Raw genomic sequence first — 14,009 nt, 5'->3', positions numbered from 1 at the left:
CTGTCGGCTATCGGCCGTGCTCCCACGCCTCACGGGTGAGTACGTATGCGACCTCGCCGTGCTCGGAGCCCTCGATGGCCTCCGGCCAGTCCTCGGTGTAGGCCCGCAGGAAGGTCAGCCCCGCCTTCTCCATCACGCGCCGGGATCCCGTGTTGACCGCCATGGTGTTGGCGGTGACCCGCTGGACCCCGAGGTCCGTGAACCCCTTGTCCACCAGGGCCCGCGCCCCCTCGGTGGCGTAACCACGGCCCCAGGCGGCCCGGTTCAGCCGGTAGCCGAGCTCGGCGACGGAGGGGTCGTGATCGTCCAGCGGCCGGAGCTCGAACCAGCCCAGAAAGGCCCCGGTGTCCTTCCGCTGCGCGGCCCAGTAGCCACGGGTTCCGGTGCACGGGTGGTCGTGGAGGAGCCTCGGCAGGGTCCGGTCCCGGATGTCCTCGGGGCTCGTGGGCCGGCCGCCGTTGATGTACCGCATGACGGCGGGGTCGTTGTCGAGGGCGAGCAGGTCGGGGGCGTCGGCGGCGGTGACCGGGCGCAGGACGAGCCGGCCGGTCTCCAGGAAGGTGCGCATACGGCGATCCTCACCGTCGGCGGTGGGGCCGCGCCACCCGATATGCGCGGACGTTTCCTGTCGCCGTGCGCTCCGAGGGTGTCCGTTGCCGGACATCCGGTGCCGGGCAGCCCCGCGAGCGGGTTTCCCGGCCCCCGTACGCGATCGACGCGAGGCCCCCCTAGGACGCCCCGTAGACCCGCCCCGGCTCCTTTGCGTCCGCCAGCAGCCGGCGTACCGTCTCGCCCGCCTCGGCCGGGGACCTGCGGGCGCCCCGGTCGTCGGTGGGGCCGGGGCGCCAGCCCTCCATGACGGTGATGCGGCCCGCCTCGGCCTCGAAGACGCGGCCCGTCACCCCGTCGCTCGCGGCGGAGCCGAGCCAGACGACGAGGGGCGAGACGTTCGCGGGGGCCATCGCGTCGAACTCCCCCTCCCCCGGGGCCGCCATCGCCTCGGCGAAGGTCCGCTCGGTCATCCGGGTCCGGGCGGCCGGGGCGAGGGCGTTGACCTGGACGCCGTACCGGCCCAGCTCGGCCGCCGCGACCAGGGTCAGGGCGACGATTCCGGCCTTGGCGGCCGCGTAGTTGCCCTGGCCCACGCTGCCGAGGAGTCCGGCGCCGGAGCTGGTGTTGATCACCCGGGCGACCGGTGGGCGGCCCGCCTTCGCCTCGGCCCGCCAGTGGGCGGCGGCGCGCTTGAGGGGCAGGAAGTGGCCCCTGAGGTGGACGCGCATCACCGCGTCCCAGTCGTCCTCGTCGAGGTTGACGAGCATCCGGTCCCGCAGGAATCCGGCGTTGTTGACGAGGGTGTCCAGGCGGCCGAAGGCCTCCACTGCGGTGGCGACGAGGGAGGCCGCGCCCTCGGCGGTGGCGATGTCGCTACCGTGGACGACGGCCTCGCCGCCCGCCGCCACGATCTCGTCGGCGACCTCCCGGGCCGGGCCGGTGGAGTCCCCGCCCCCGTCCGGCCCGACGCCGAGGTCGTTGACGACGACCCGCGCCCCTTCGGCGGCGAAGGCCAGCGCGTGGGCGCGGCCGAGCCCCCGCCCGGCGCCCGTGACGGCGACGACCCGGTCCGCGCAGAGTCCGGCACGGTGTGCGGTGGGTGCGGTCATCACATCTCCCCTGGGAAGTGGGCCTGGTTGGCGGGCGGGGGCGTGACTGCTACCGTCCACCTAACAAATGTTTGGTGGAAAGGTAGCCGATCCTCCGATGAGTGTCTCCACCGCCTGCCCCTCGGACGGCGTCCGCGTCGTCACCGTGGACCGTCCCCCCGTCAACGCGCTTCCCGTACAGGGCTGGTACGACCTGGCGGACGCCGTCCGGGCGGCGGGCCGCGATCCCGGGGTGCGCTGCGTCGTCCTGGCCGCCGCCGGGCGCGGCTTCAACGCGGGCGTCGACATCAAGGAGTTGCAGCGCGATACGGGGCACGAGGCCCTGATCGGCGCCAACCGGGGCTGCGCCGAGGCGTTCGCGGCGGTGTACGCGTGCGAGGTCCCGGTCGTCGCCGCGGTGCGGGGCTTCTGCCTGGGCGGCGGCATCGGCCTCGTCGGGAACGCCGACGCGATTCTCGCGAGCGAGGACGCGGTCTTCGGCCTGCCGGAGCTGGACCGGGGCGCGCTCGGCGCCGCGACCCATCTCGCCCGGCTGGTCCCGCAGCACCTGATGCGCACGCTGTACTACACCTCCCGCACGGTCACCGCGGCCGAACTGCTCGCCCACGGATCGGTCTGGCGGGTGGTCCCGGGCACGGAACTGATGGATGCCGCACTGGAGTTGGCGGACGAGATCGCCGCCAAGGACGGCCATCTGCTGCGGCTGGCCAAGGCCGCCCTGAACGGCATCGACCCCGTCGACGTACAGCGCAGCTACCGCTTCGAGCAGGGGTTCACCTTCGAGGCGAACCTCGCCGGGACCGCCGCCCGGGTCCGCGACACCTTCGGCAAGGAGGCCTGACCGTGACCACGTCCCCTCATGTGCGCGACAAGACGATGACGCCCGAGGAGGTCGTCGACCGGCTGAGCAGCGGCATGACGATCGGGATCGGCGGCTGGGGGTCGCGCCGCAAGCCGATGGCCCTGGTCAGGGCGCTGCTGCGGTCACCTGTCACCGATCTCACGGTGATCTCCTACGGCGGCCCCGACGTGGGGCTGCTGGCCGCGGCGGGCCGGATCGCCCGCCTGGTCACGGCGTTCGTGACGCTCGACTCCATCCCGCTGGAGCCGCACTACCGGGCGGCCCGGCAGCGCGGGGCGTTCGCGCTGACGGAGATCGACGAGGCGATGTTCATGTGGGGGCTGCACGCGGCGGCGAACCGGCTGCCGTTCCTGCCGGTGCGCGCGGGTATCGGCTCGGACGTGATGCGGGTCAACCCGGACCTGCGCACGGTGACTTCACCGTACGAGGACGGCGAGGAGTTCGTGGCGATGCCCGCCCTGCGGATGGACGCGGCACTGGTCCACCTCAACCGGGCGGACCGGCTCGGCAACGGCCAGTACCTGGGCCCCGACCCGTACTTCGACGACCTGTTCTGCGAGGCGGCGGACGCGGCGTACGTCTCCTGCGAACGCCTGGTGGAGACAAGGGAGCTGACCGGGAACTCCACCGCTCCGCAGACCCTCCTCGTCCAACGGCACTCCGTCACCGGGGTCGTGGAGACACCGGGCGGGGCGCACTTCACCTCGTGCGTCCCCGACCACCCGCGCGACGAGCCGTTCCAGAAGGCGTACGCGGCCGCGGCGGCGGACCCGGCCGCCTGGGCGGAGTTCGCGGCCCGCTTCCTGCCACCGGACGGCGACGAGAAGGGCTACCGGCAGGCGGTCCGCACCTGGCACGAGGAGCAGAAATGAACGCGTCCGTCACCGGGAGCGTCACCCGTGCCGAGTACTGCGTGATCGCCTGCGCCGAGGCGTGGCGCGGCGACGGCGAGATCCTGGCCAGTCCGATGGGCGCGGTGCCGTCCGCCGGTGCGCGGCTCGCCCGGCTGACCTTCGCCCCCGACCTGCTGCTCACGGACGGCGAGGCGACGCTCGTCGGCCCGGACGGCGAGGCGGAGGGCTGGCTCCCCTACCGCAGGCATCTGGCCCTGGTGACCGGGGGGCGGCGGCACGTGATGATGGGCGCGAGTCAGATCGACCGCTTCGGCAACCAGAACATCTCCTGCATCGGCGACTGGGAACAGCCCTCCCGGCAGCTGCTGGGCGTACGCGGCGCACCGGTCAACACCCTCAACAACCCCGTGAGTTACTGGATCCCCCGGCACTCCCCCCGGGTCTTCGTCGAGCGCGTCGACATGATCTGCGGAGTCGGCCACGACAGCGCGCGGGCGGCGGGCCCCTCGGCCACCCGCTTCCACCGCATTCCCCGGGTCGTCAGCGATCTCGGGGTCTTCGACTTCGCGACGCCCGACCGTTCGATGCGGCTGGCCTCCGTGCACCCCGGGGTCACCGTCGAGGCGGTCCGGGAAGCGACGGGGTTCCCGCTCACGATCCCGGACGACGTCCCGTACACCCGCGACCCCTCCCCCACCGAACTCGCCCTGATCCGCGAGGTCGTCGACCCTGCCCGCACCCGGGACCGGGAGGTCAGGGCCTGATGCGCACCGCCCTGACCGGCCTCGTCGGCGTCCGGCACCCGATCGTGCAGACGGGGATGGGCTGGGTGGCCGGCCCCCGCCTGGTCACCGCGACCGCGCGGGCCGGGGCGCTGGGCATCCTGGCGTCGGCGACCATGTCACCGGACCGACTGCGTTCTGCCGTACGGGAGGTGAAGTCACGGACGGACGCGCCGTTCGGGGTGAACCTGCGGGCGGACGCCGGGGACGCCCGGGAGCGGGTGCGGATCATCGTCGAGGAGGGCGTCCGGGTGGCGTCGTTCGCGCTCGCCCCGTCGAAGGAGCTCATCGCGGAGCTGAAGGACGCGGGCGTGGTCGTCGTCCCGTCGGTGGGGGCCCGGCGGCACGCGGAGAAGGTAGCGGCGTGGGGCGCGGACGCGGTGATCGTGCAGGGCGGCGAGGGCGGCGGCCACACCGGCGAGGTCGCCACCACGGTGCTGCTGCCCCAGATCGTCGACGCGGTGGACATCCCGGTGATCGCGGCGGGCGGCTTCCACGACGGCCGGGGCCTGGTGGCGGCGCTGGCGTACGGGGCGGCGGGCGTCGCGATGGGCACCCGGTTCCTGCTGACCTCGGACTCGACGGTCCCGGACGCGGTGAAGGCGCGCTACCTGGCGGCGACCGCCCAGGACATCACGCTGACGCGGGCGGTGGACGGGCTGCCGCACCGGATGCTCCGTACGGAGATGGTGGCGGAACTGGAGGGTGCGGGCCGGCTGCGCTCGCTGTACCGGGCGCTGCGCCGGGCGTCCGGCTTCCGCCGGCTCTCCGGCCTGAGCTGGCCGGGCATGGTCCGCGACGGCCTGGCGATGCGGCACGGCAAGGACCTGAGCTGGAGCCAGGTGCTGCTGGCGGCGAACACTCCGATGCTGCTGAGGGCGTCCATGGTCGACGGCCGCACGGACCTCGGCATCATGGCCTCGGGCCAGGTGGCGGCCCTGATCGAGGACCTGCCGAGCGTGGCGGAGCTGGTGGCCCGGATACTGGCCGAGGCGGAGGCGGCTCGCGCGTCCCTGGACCGGGCCGCGAATTCAAGCCCGTCCGGCGCTTGAGGACAAGCCCTGGCCCACATCGGCAGCGAAGCTGCACGACCGGGCCGCCACATCCAGCCCGTCCGGCGCTTGGGACACGGCTCTCGGCCGAGACCGGCGACGGGGCTGCGAGCTCAAGCCCTTCGGCGCTTGAGGACAGGCCTCGGCCGGCATCGGCCCGCACCCGGCGACCGGGGCGGGGCTTTCGGGGCTCTGCCCCGGACCCCGGCCTCAATCGCCGGACGGCTTGAAGTGGCCCCGTTGCGTAACCGCCGGACGGCTTGAGGTGGCGCCACCCGTAACCGCCGGACGGCTAGAGGTGGCGCCGGCCCTCGAATCGCCGGACGGCCGGGGATGGACCTTACGCGGCCCGACGCCCCCGCGCAGGCGCGCCGGAGCGGCCGGCGCCGCCGGAGCGCGCACCCCCGCCGGAGCGCGCCGCGCCCCCGCCCTGAGCACCGCCACCGGCACCACCGGTCCCGCCGGTCCCGCGCCGGCCCCGCCCCCGGCTGCCGGACCGCACCGCGCCCCCGTTGCCGGAGCCGGAACCCGCCGCACCGCCCGACCGCGTCCGCTGCTTCGGCGGCGTCGGCTGCGGGACCTCGATGACGATCGCGATGCCCGACGGCTCACGGGCTCCCGTGATCCGGCCCAGCTCCGCGTCGCTGGAGGTGACCCGCGTGGTGCGCGGCGCGATGCCCGCGTCCTGCATCAGCCGGGTCATCTCGCGCTTCTCCTCGGGCAGCACCAGCGTGACGACGCTGCCGGACTCCCCGGCGCGCGCCGTACGCCCGCCGCGGTGGAGGTAGTCCTTGTGGTCGGTCGGCGGGTCCACGTTGACGACCAGGTCGAGGTCGTCGACGTGGATGCCGCGGGCCGCGACGTTCGTCGCGACGAGCGCGGTGACCTCCCCGGTCTTGAACTGGTCGAGCGTCCGGTTGCGCTGCGGCTGCGAGCGCCCGCCGTGCAGGGCGGCCGCCCGTACACCGCTGGCGAGGAGCCGCTTGGCGAACCGGTCGGCGGCGCGCTTGGTGTCGACGAACATGATCACCCGGCCCTCGCGGGCGGCGATCTTCGTGGCGACGGCCTTCTTGTCGGTCTCGTCCAGGACGTGGAGCACGTGGTGCTCCATCGTGGTGACCGCACCGGCGGACGGGTCGACGGAGTGCACGACCGGGTCGGTGAGGAACATCTTCACCAGCCGGTCGATGTTCTTGTCGAGGGTCGCGGAGAACAGCATCCGCTGCCCGCCCGCCTCGACCTGCTTGAGCAGGGCGACGACCTGCGGCATGAAGCCCATGTCGGCCATCTGGTCGGCCTCGTCGAGGACGGTGATGGAGACCTCGTCGAGCCTGCAGTCGCCGCGCTCGATGAGGTCCTTGAGCCGGCCCGGGGTGGCGACGAGCACCTCGGCGCCGCGCCGCAGGGTGGCGGACTGCTTGGTGATCGACATGCCGCCGACCACCGTGGCCATCCGCAGGTTCACCGCGGTGGCGTACGGGGTCAGGGCGTCGGTGACCTGCTGGGCCAGCTCACGCGTGGGCACGAGGACCATGGCGAGCGGGGCGCGCGGCTCGCTGCGGCGGCCGGCGGTACGGGCCAGCAGCGCCAGGCCGAAGGCGAGGGTCTTGCCGGAGCCGGTGCGCCCGCGGCCGAGGATGTCGCGGCCCGCCAGCGAGTTCGGCAGGGTCGCGCCCTGGATCGGGAACGGCTCGGTGACGCCCTGTGCGGCGAGGGTCTTCAGCAGCGCGGCGGGCATGTCCAGGTCGGCGAAGGCCTCGACGGACGGCAGTGCCGGGGTCACCGTCTCCGGCAGGGCGAACTCGCCCTGCGGCGGGGTGGCGCGGCGGCGGGCCGGAGCCTTGGAGCCCTGGACCTTGGCGCGGGGAGCGCCGCCCCGGCTGTTCGACGGTGCCTGGGCGCCGGTGCCCTGGCCACGGCCTCGGGCCGGTCGCGAGCGGGGGGTGCGGTCCTGGCGTTCGGAGCGAGTCATACGGAATTGCCCTCCTGGGGGATTCCTGGGCAACTGCCGAGTGGGTTTGCTGCGATGTGCCGGCCCGACCGTCTGTGATGCGCCCCCAGGATGTGCGCACGAAACGGGTTGTTGCTCGGACAGCACAAACCGGGGCCCGCACCGTGAAGGTGCGGGCCCCGGTCAGCGAGGTACGCGTCCGGCGATCAGGCCGGGACGATGTTCTCCGCCTGCGGGCCCTTCTGGCCCTGCGTGACGTCGAAGGAGACCTTCTGGCCCTCCTGGAGCTCACGGAAGCCCGAGGTGGCGATGTTGGAGTAGTGGGCGAAGACGTCGGCGCCGCCGCCGTCCTGCTCGATGAAGCCGAAGCCCTTTTCCGAGTTGAACCACTTCACGGTTCCAGTAGCCATGTCATTCTCCTAAAAGAGGTGCAGTGCCGAGAATCCGCACTTCACGGATTCCAAGTCGCCGCATTGAGCCCCATCCGGAGAAAGCCGGAAAACAATAAAGCGCCTGAGGAAGCATTCCCGTCAGGCGCACATAAAGTTCATGGGTACCAAAACTGCAACGGGAAACACCCTAGCACGTCCTCTCCTCCGGCGGCGGATCACGCCACACCGCCGGAGGGAAAACCTGGCTGACCAGAGGGCGTACGCGGGGTGGCTTCCCGGTGCGGGAGCGCGACACCCCGGGCCCCTCAGAGCCGCTCGACGATGGTGACGTTGGCCTGTCCGCCACCCTCGCACATCGTCTGGAGCCCGTAACGGCCGCCGGTGCGTTCCAGTTCGTGCAGCAGGGTCGTCATCAGCCGGGCGCCGGTCGCGCCGAGCGGGTGGCCCAGCGCGATGGCCCCGCCGTTGACGTTGACCCGCCCGGGGTCCGCGCCGGTCTCCTTGAGCCAGGCGAGGACGACCGGGGCGAACGCCTCGTTGATCTCGACGAGGTCGATCGCGTCGATGGTCAGGCCGGTCCTCTTCAGGGCGTGCGCGGTGGCCGGGATCGGGGCCGAGAGCATCCGGATCGGGTCCTCCCCGCGTACGGACAGGTGGTGGACGCGGGCCCGCGGGGTGAGGCCGTGCTGCGCGACGGCCCGCTCCGAGGCGATGAGCAGGGCGGCGGCCCCGTCGGAGACCTGGGAGGAGCAGGCCGCGGTGATGGTGCCGCCCTCCATGACGGGCTTCAGGCCGGCCATCTTCTCCAGGGTGGTGTCGCGGCGCGGCCCCTCGTCCGCGGTGACGTCCCCGTACGCGACGGTCTCGCGGGCGAAGCGGCCCTCGTCGATGGCGCGGAGCGCCCGCCGGTGGGAGGTGAGGGCGAACTCCTCCATGTCCCGGCGGCTGATGCCCCACTTCCCGGCGATCAGCTCGGCGCCGTGGAACTGGTTGACGGGGGCGTCGCCGTAGCGGGCGCGCCAGCCCTCGCTGCCCGCGTACGGCCCCTGGGTGAGGCCGAGGGGCTCGGCGGCCTGACGGGATGCGAAGGCGATCGGGATCTGGGTCATGTTCTGGGTGCCGCCCGCGACGACGAGGTCCTGGGTGCCGGAGAGCACGCCCTGGGCCGCGAAGTGGAGGGCCTGCTGGGAGGAGCCGCACTGGCGGTCGATGGTGACGCCGGGGACCTCCTCGGGCAGTCCGGCGGCCAGCCATGACGTACGGGCGATGTCGCCGGCCTGTGGTCCGACGGTGTCCAGGCAGCCGAAGACGACGTCCTCGACGGCCGCCGGATCGACGCCGGAGCGGGCGATCAGCTCTTTGAGCACGTGCGCGCCGAGGTCGGCGGGGTGGACGGCCCCGAGGCCTCCTTTGCGCCGCCCGACGGGGGTGCGTACCGCTTCGACGATGTAGGCCTCGGCCATGGCTGCTGCTCCTCGGTGCGCTCGGGGTGGACGGAGGGGGCTTACGTACGCAGGGCGATTCCGTCGAGCACCATCGAGAGGTACTGACGGGCGATCTCTTCGGGGCTGTGGTGTCCGCCGGGCCGGTACCAGGAGGCCGCGACCCAGACGGTGTCGCGGACGAAGCGGTAGGTGAGGCGGATGTCGAGGTCGTCGCGGAAGACGCCTTCGGCGACGCCGCGCTCCAGGGTGCCGAGCCAGGCCTTCTCGAACTTCGTCTGCGAGTCGACGAGGTAGGCGAAGCGCGGCTGGGTGGCGAGGTGCTTGGACTCCTTCTGGTAGATCGCGACGGCGGGGCGGTGCCGGTCGATCTCCCGGAAGGACTCGGTGACCAGGGCCTCGATGGTCTCGCGGGGGCCGAGCCCGGCCGCCAGGACCGCGTCGTAGCCCCGCCAGAGTTCGTCGAGGAAGGTGGAGAGGATCTCGTCGACCATCGATTCCTTGGAATCGAAGTGGTAGTAGAGGCTGCCCGCGAGCATTCCGGCCTCGTCGGCGATGCGGCGGACGGTGGTGGCGTTGTATCCGTGGGCGGCGAAGACCCCGGCGGCGGTGGCGAGCAGCTCACGGCGTCGCTCCGGCGTGGGGGTCACCTGGGGCTTCTTCTTGGTAGGCACCCGGCCATTGTCCGCCCGAGGCCCGTGTGTTCACGCATCCGTTCACGCGTGCTGGCTGCTGACGGGGACGACCTCGCCGGTCATGTACGAGGAGTAGCCGCTCGCGAGGAAGACGATCACGTTGGCGACCTCCCAGGGTTCGGCGTACCGGCCGAAGGCCTCCTTCTCGGTGAGTTCGGCGAGGAGTTCGGTGGAGGTGACCTTGGCCAGGTGGGGGTGCATGGCGAGGCTGGGGGCGACGGCGTTGACGCGTACGCCGTAGTCGGCGGCCTCGACGGCGGCGCATCGGGTGAGGGCCATGACGCCGGCCTTGGCGGCGGCGTAGTGGGCCTGGCCGCGCTGGGCGCGCCAGCCGACGACGGAGGCGTTGTTGACGAGGACTCCTCCGGTCCCGGCGGCCTTGAGGGAGCGCAGGGCGGCGCGGACGCAGCGGAAGGTGCCGTTCAGGGTGACGTCGAGGATCCTCGTCCACTGGTCGTCGGTCATGTCGGTGAGTTCGGCGGTGCCGCCGAGGCCCGCGTTGTTGACGACGATGTCGAGGCCGCCGTGGGTGTGTTCGGCGTGGGCGAAGAGGGCGCCCACCTGCTCCTCGTCGGTGACGTCGCAGGTGAGGTGGGTGACCCGGTCGGGGCCGAACTCGTCGGCGAGGGCGTGGGCGCTCTCCTTGAGGCGGCGGGCGTGGGCGTCGCCGATCACGACGCGGGCGCCCTCCTCCAGGAAGCGGCGGGCGGTCCCCCCGCCGATCCCGGCTCCGGCGGCGGCGGTGACGACGGCGGTGCGGCCGGCCAGCAGTCCGTGTCCCGGCAGGTACGGCGGTGTGTTCATGGCCCGATCCCCCGGCTCCTCGACGGTGCAGGGGTCGTACGTTAGCCTACCAAACACTTGTTAGGGAACGGGCGGGCGGTGATGGCGCCGACAACGCGGAGAGGCGGGCCGGTCATGGATCTGGCGCGGACAGCACGGACCGAAGCGCTGCGGGCCGAAGCCCGGGCCTGGCTCCGGGACCACGTACCCGCCCGGCCGCTGCCCTCCCTGGAGACCGGGGAGGGGTTCGCCGCGCACCGGGAGTGGGAGGCGCTGCTGCACACCGGGCGGTGGTCGGCGGTCTCCTGGCCGAAGGAGTACGGGGGCCGGGGCGCGGATCTCTTCGGCTGGCTGGCGTTCGAGGAGGAGTACTGGGCGGCGGGCGCTCCGGGCCGGGTCTCGCAGAACGGGATCAGCCTCCTCGCCCCGACCCTGCTCGCCCACGGCACGGCGGAGCAGCGGGCCCGGGTGCTGCCGTCGATGGCGAGCGGCGAGGTGATCTGGGCGCAGGCCTGGTCGGAGCCGGAGGCCGGGTCGGACCTGGCGGCGCTGCGCTCGCGGGCGGTGCGCGCGGAGGGCGGCTGGCTGCTGTCGGGGCAGAAGACGTGGTCCTCGCGGGCGGCGTTCGCGGACCGGGCGTTCGGCGTCTTCCGTACGGACCCGGGGGCCGCGAAGCCGCATCACGGGCTCACGTACCTGATGTTCGGCCTGAGGGCGGAGGGCGTCACGGTCCGCCCGATCAGGCGGCTGGACGGGAAGCCCGCGTTCGCCGAGATCTTCCTCGACGAGGTCTTCGTACCGGACGAGGACGTCATCGGGGAGCCGGGGCAGGGCTGGCGGATCGCGATGTCGGCCACCGGGGACGAACGGGGCCTCACGCTCCGCTCCCCCGGCCGTTTCCTGGCCGCCGCCGGCCGGCTGGCGGAGCTGTGGCGGGAGGCGGGCGACCCGGCGGACACGGCGCTGCGGGACCGGGTGGCGGACGCGGTGATCGGGGCGCGGGCGTACCAGCTGTTCACGGCCGCCTCCGCCTCCCGGTTCGCGGCGGGGGCGTCGCTGGGACCCGAGTCCAGCCTGAACAAGGTGTTCTGGTCGCATTACGACATCGCGCTGCACGAGACGGCGCTCGACCTGCTGGGCCCGGACGCGGAGGCGGCGGACGGAGCGTGGGCGCAGGGGTACGTCTTCGCCCTGGCGGGGCCCATCTACGCGGGGACGAACGAGATCCAGCGCGACATCATCGCCGAGCGGCTGCTCGGCCTGCCGAAGGGACGGCGCTGATGCGTTTCCTCCTCGACGACGAGCAGCGGGAGTTCGGGCGCTCCCTGGACGCGATGCTGACGGCGGCAGGCACACCGTCGGTCCTGCGGGCGTGGGCCGCCGGGGATCACGGTCCGGGGCGGGTTTTGTGGGGGCGGCTCGCGGACGCGGGGGTGTTCGCGCTCGCGGTCCCGGAGGCGTACGGGGGTCTCGGGCCGCTCCCCGTGGAGCTGGCCGTCGCCTGCGTCGAGCTGGGGCGGCACGCGGTGCCCGGCCCGGTGGCGGAGACCCTGGCGGCCGGGGTGCTGCTGGGCGGGGCGGGCGGGGCGGTGGCCGAGGAGTGGCTGCCGGGGATCGCGTCGGGTACGGCGGTGGTGTCACTGGTCCTGGACGGGCACGGCCCGTACGCCCTGGACGCGGACGCGGCCGACGCGGTGTTCACGGTGACCGGCGACGAACTGCGGCTCGCACCGGGGCCCGGCGAGCTCTCGGCGTCGGCCGACCCGGCGCGGCGGCGGTTCCGGCCGCCGGCGGGCGGCGAGGTGATGGCGGCCGGGCCGAGGGTGGGCGAGTCGGCGCGGGCGGCCGCCGACCGGGCCACGTTCGCGACGGCGGCCCTGGCGCTGGGCTGCGGGGAGGAGCTGCTGCGGGCGACGGTGGCGTACGTGAAGCAGCGCACCCAGTTCGGGGTGCCCGTCGGCTCGTTCCAGGCGGTCAAGCACCGGTTGGCGGACACCCTGCTCGGCCTGGAGTTCGCGCGCCCGCTGCTGTACGGGGCGGCGGTGGAGCTGGCCGGGCGATCGCCCGGGGCCGGGGCGGCGGTCGCGGCGGCGAAGGTGACGGCGGGCGAGGCGGGGTACGCGGCGGCCCGCACCGCGCTCCAGTCGCACGGGGCGGTCGGCTACACGCAGGAGCTGGACCTCGCGTGGTGGCTGCGCCGGGCCCGGCCGCTGCGGGACGCCTGGGGGACGCCGTCCGCCTGCCGGGCCCGGGTGCTGGCGGGCTGAGGCCCCGGCTCAGAGCCTGTCGGGTGGCCTTCGAACGGAAAGCGGACGCGGTCCGGTGCGTGCGATTCCCAGACACCGAGAGGTCCTCGTAGCGGAGCCACCAGGGCATTTCGGCAACGCCGGAAGCGTGCGTGCCAGGGCGTGGCCGCCCGATCAGAGGTCACCCGACAGGCTCTCAGGACGCTTCGACCGCCGGAGCGTCGTCGCCGGTGCGGCGCACGGTGCGCAGTGGCTGACCCGGGCGCCAGGATCGGATGACCAGAAAGTCGCCGTCGAGCCCGATGCGGACCACCTCGGTCAGCTCCGCGCGGAAGAGGTGGAACGGCTCGGGCGGGGTGGCGTCCTTGATGAAGCGGGCGATCACCTCCGGGTCGGTGATCTCCACGGCCCGGCCGCTGACGCGGACATCGCCGTCGTTCATCTCGGCGTCGGGGCCCGGGTTGGCCTGGAGCGCGAAGCGCGGATCGCGTCGCAGGTCCAGGGCCTTGCGGGAGTTCGGCATCATCCCGAGGAGCAGCTCGCCGTAGCGGAAGTCGGCCTCCAGGCCGGTGACCCGGGGCGAGCCGTCCTTCCTCAGGGTGGCCAGGACGTGGTGCTTGTAGAGCCGGAAGCGGCGTTGCACGGTGTCGGCGAAGTCGGGCTCGGCGGCGGCGAAGCCGTCCCAGGAGACAGGTGCGGGCGCGGGCGATGAAGACGTCATGGGCGCCATGGAACACCGGATACCCGACATCTCCTGTCGGTATTCCGGCACGACAGGCGGGCAGACCCCGGGATGGAGTCAGACCGCCTCGCCGCCCCGGGCCGGGTTCTCCGGGGCCGGGCGGACGAGCTTGAGCATGATCTCGTCGTACTCCTCGTCGAGGCGACGGCTCTCCTCCACGAAGCCCATCCGGGCGTAGAACCCGCGGGCCTGCGTGTTCTTCTCGTACACCTCCAGGGTCAGGGCTCCGTGCAGCGCCGCCGCGTGCTCGACGAGGCGCCGGCCCACCCCCGTGCCCTGTGCCTCCGGAGCCACGAAGAGGCCGCCGATCTCGGCGTCCAGGAGGCCCAGGAGAGCCACCACACGGCCGTTGGACTCGGCGACCCAGTTCTCGGCGTGGACGAGGTAGACCTCGCGCATCTTGCGGGCGCGTTCGCCCTCGCCCTCACCGGGGATGAAGGGATGGGCCGTACGGCCGGCCCGGGACCAGACGTCCATCGAGGCGTTCTCGTCCGCGGCGGCGTAACGGCGGATCACGGTGGGTCCGGCTGCGTGTTCGGGCATGCGG

Annotated in this window: 15 protein-coding genes; 6 read left to right on the top strand and 9 right to left on the bottom strand. The window is 73.3% G+C overall.

Annotated features, from left to right (window positions below; translation table 11 throughout):
* Positions 1–7: 7 nt before the first annotated feature.
* Together IG90_RS0121495 and IG90_RS0121490 are read right to left on the bottom strand one after the other, a co-directional pair.
* A complete protein-coding gene (locus IG90_RS0121495) occupies positions 8–568 on the bottom strand; it encodes a GNAT family N-acetyltransferase (RefSeq protein ID WP_030586755.1) in 561 nt (186 codons plus the stop codon).
* A gap of 160 nt (positions 569–728) precedes the next feature.
* The gene (locus IG90_RS0121490) at positions 729–1,661 is read right to left on the bottom strand and encodes an SDR family oxidoreductase (RefSeq protein ID WP_030586752.1); all 933 of its coding nucleotides are present in this window, start codon (positions 1,659–1,661) and stop codon (positions 729–731) included.
* A 97-nt stretch (positions 1,662–1,758) separates the two neighbouring features.
* Between IG90_RS0121490 and IG90_RS0121485 the strand changes: the two genes are divergently transcribed.
* From IG90_RS0121485 to IG90_RS0121470, 4 genes are read left to right on the top strand one after another with little or no spacing between them, the layout of a single operon-like run.
* On the top strand, positions 1,759–2,502 hold the full coding sequence (locus IG90_RS0121485) for an enoyl-CoA hydratase family protein (RefSeq protein WP_030586749.1): 744 nt from the start codon (positions 1,759–1,761) through the stop codon (positions 2,500–2,502).
* A gap of 2 nt (positions 2,503–2,504) precedes the next feature.
* Positions 2,505–3,395, top strand: coding sequence for a CoA transferase subunit A (locus IG90_RS0121480; RefSeq protein ID WP_030586745.1), 891 nt, complete (start codon positions 2,505–2,507; stop codon positions 3,393–3,395).
* On the top strand, positions 3,392–4,141 hold the full coding sequence (locus IG90_RS0121475) for a CoA-transferase subunit beta (protein ID WP_030586742.1): 750 nt from the start codon (positions 3,392–3,394) through the stop codon (positions 4,139–4,141). The genes IG90_RS0121480 and IG90_RS0121475 overlap by 4 nt, the downstream gene beginning before the upstream one ends.
* The gene (locus tag IG90_RS0121470) at positions 4,141–5,211 is read left to right on the top strand and encodes an NAD(P)H-dependent flavin oxidoreductase (RefSeq protein ID WP_030586740.1); all 1,071 of its coding nucleotides are present in this window, start codon (positions 4,141–4,143) and stop codon (positions 5,209–5,211) included. Before IG90_RS0121475 ends, IG90_RS0121470 begins: the two co-directional genes overlap by 1 nt.
* A 340-nt stretch (positions 5,212–5,551) precedes the next feature.
* Here IG90_RS0121470 and IG90_RS0121465 read toward each other — a convergent pair whose 3' ends face one another.
* The 5 genes from IG90_RS0121465 to IG90_RS0121445 form a co-directional block, all read right to left on the bottom strand.
* Positions 5,552–7,183: a DEAD/DEAH box helicase gene (locus IG90_RS0121465; protein ID WP_030586737.1), complete on the bottom strand. Its 1,632-nt coding sequence runs from the start codon at positions 7,181–7,183 to the stop codon at positions 5,552–5,554.
* 185 nt (positions 7,184–7,368) lie between these two features.
* The gene (locus IG90_RS0121460; RefSeq protein WP_003969786.1) at positions 7,369–7,572 is read right to left on the bottom strand and encodes a cold-shock protein; all 204 of its coding nucleotides are present in this window, start codon (positions 7,570–7,572) and stop codon (positions 7,369–7,371) included.
* Between the two features lie 287 nt (positions 7,573–7,859).
* A complete protein-coding gene (locus IG90_RS0121455) occupies positions 7,860–9,017 on the bottom strand; it encodes an acetyl-CoA C-acetyltransferase (protein ID WP_030586735.1) in 1,158 nt (385 codons plus the stop codon).
* A gap of 41 nt (positions 9,018–9,058) precedes the next feature.
* Entirely contained in the window at positions 9,059–9,670 is a 612-nt protein-coding gene (locus IG90_RS0121450; RefSeq protein WP_030586732.1) for a TetR/AcrR family transcriptional regulator, read from the bottom strand.
* Between the two features lie 42 nt (positions 9,671–9,712).
* Positions 9,713–10,495, bottom strand: coding sequence for an SDR family oxidoreductase (locus IG90_RS0121445; RefSeq protein WP_030586729.1), 783 nt, complete (start codon positions 10,493–10,495; stop codon positions 9,713–9,715).
* 114 nt (positions 10,496–10,609) lie between these two features.
* Here IG90_RS0121445 and IG90_RS0121440 point away from each other — a divergent pair, with 114 nt between their 5' ends.
* Together IG90_RS0121440 and IG90_RS0121435 are read left to right on the top strand one after the other, a co-directional pair.
* Positions 10,610–11,755 carry an acyl-CoA dehydrogenase family protein gene (locus IG90_RS0121440; protein ID WP_030586726.1) on the top strand — a complete coding sequence of 382 codons (1,146 nt, stop codon included), beginning with the start codon at positions 10,610–10,612 and terminating at the stop codon, positions 11,753–11,755.
* Positions 11,755–12,741 carry an acyl-CoA dehydrogenase family protein gene (locus IG90_RS0121435; RefSeq protein ID WP_030586723.1) on the top strand — a complete coding sequence of 329 codons (987 nt, stop codon included), beginning with the start codon at positions 11,755–11,757 and terminating at the stop codon, positions 12,739–12,741. Before IG90_RS0121440 ends, IG90_RS0121435 begins: the two co-directional genes overlap by 1 nt.
* 175 nt (positions 12,742–12,916) lie before the next feature.
* On the opposite strand, the gene IG90_RS0121430 is transcribed toward IG90_RS0121435, so the two are convergent.
* A complete protein-coding gene (locus IG90_RS0121430) occupies positions 12,917–13,450 on the bottom strand; it encodes a pyridoxamine 5'-phosphate oxidase family protein (protein ID WP_078585313.1) in 534 nt (177 codons plus the stop codon).
* Between the two features lie 69 nt (positions 13,451–13,519).
* The gene (locus IG90_RS0121425) at positions 13,520–14,005 is read right to left on the bottom strand and encodes a GNAT family N-acetyltransferase (RefSeq protein WP_030586717.1); all 486 of its coding nucleotides are present in this window, start codon (positions 14,003–14,005) and stop codon (positions 13,520–13,522) included.
* Positions 14,006–14,009: the final 4 nt, after the last annotated feature.

Origin of the sequence: Streptomyces anulatus (assembly GCF_000721175.1) — a bacterium.
GTDB classification, from domain to species: Bacteria; Actinomycetota; Actinomycetes; order Streptomycetales; family Streptomycetaceae; genus Streptomyces; species Streptomyces anulatus_C.
Note: the sequence above shows the minus strand (reverse complement) of the source record. Positions and strands in the feature narration are given on the sequence as shown.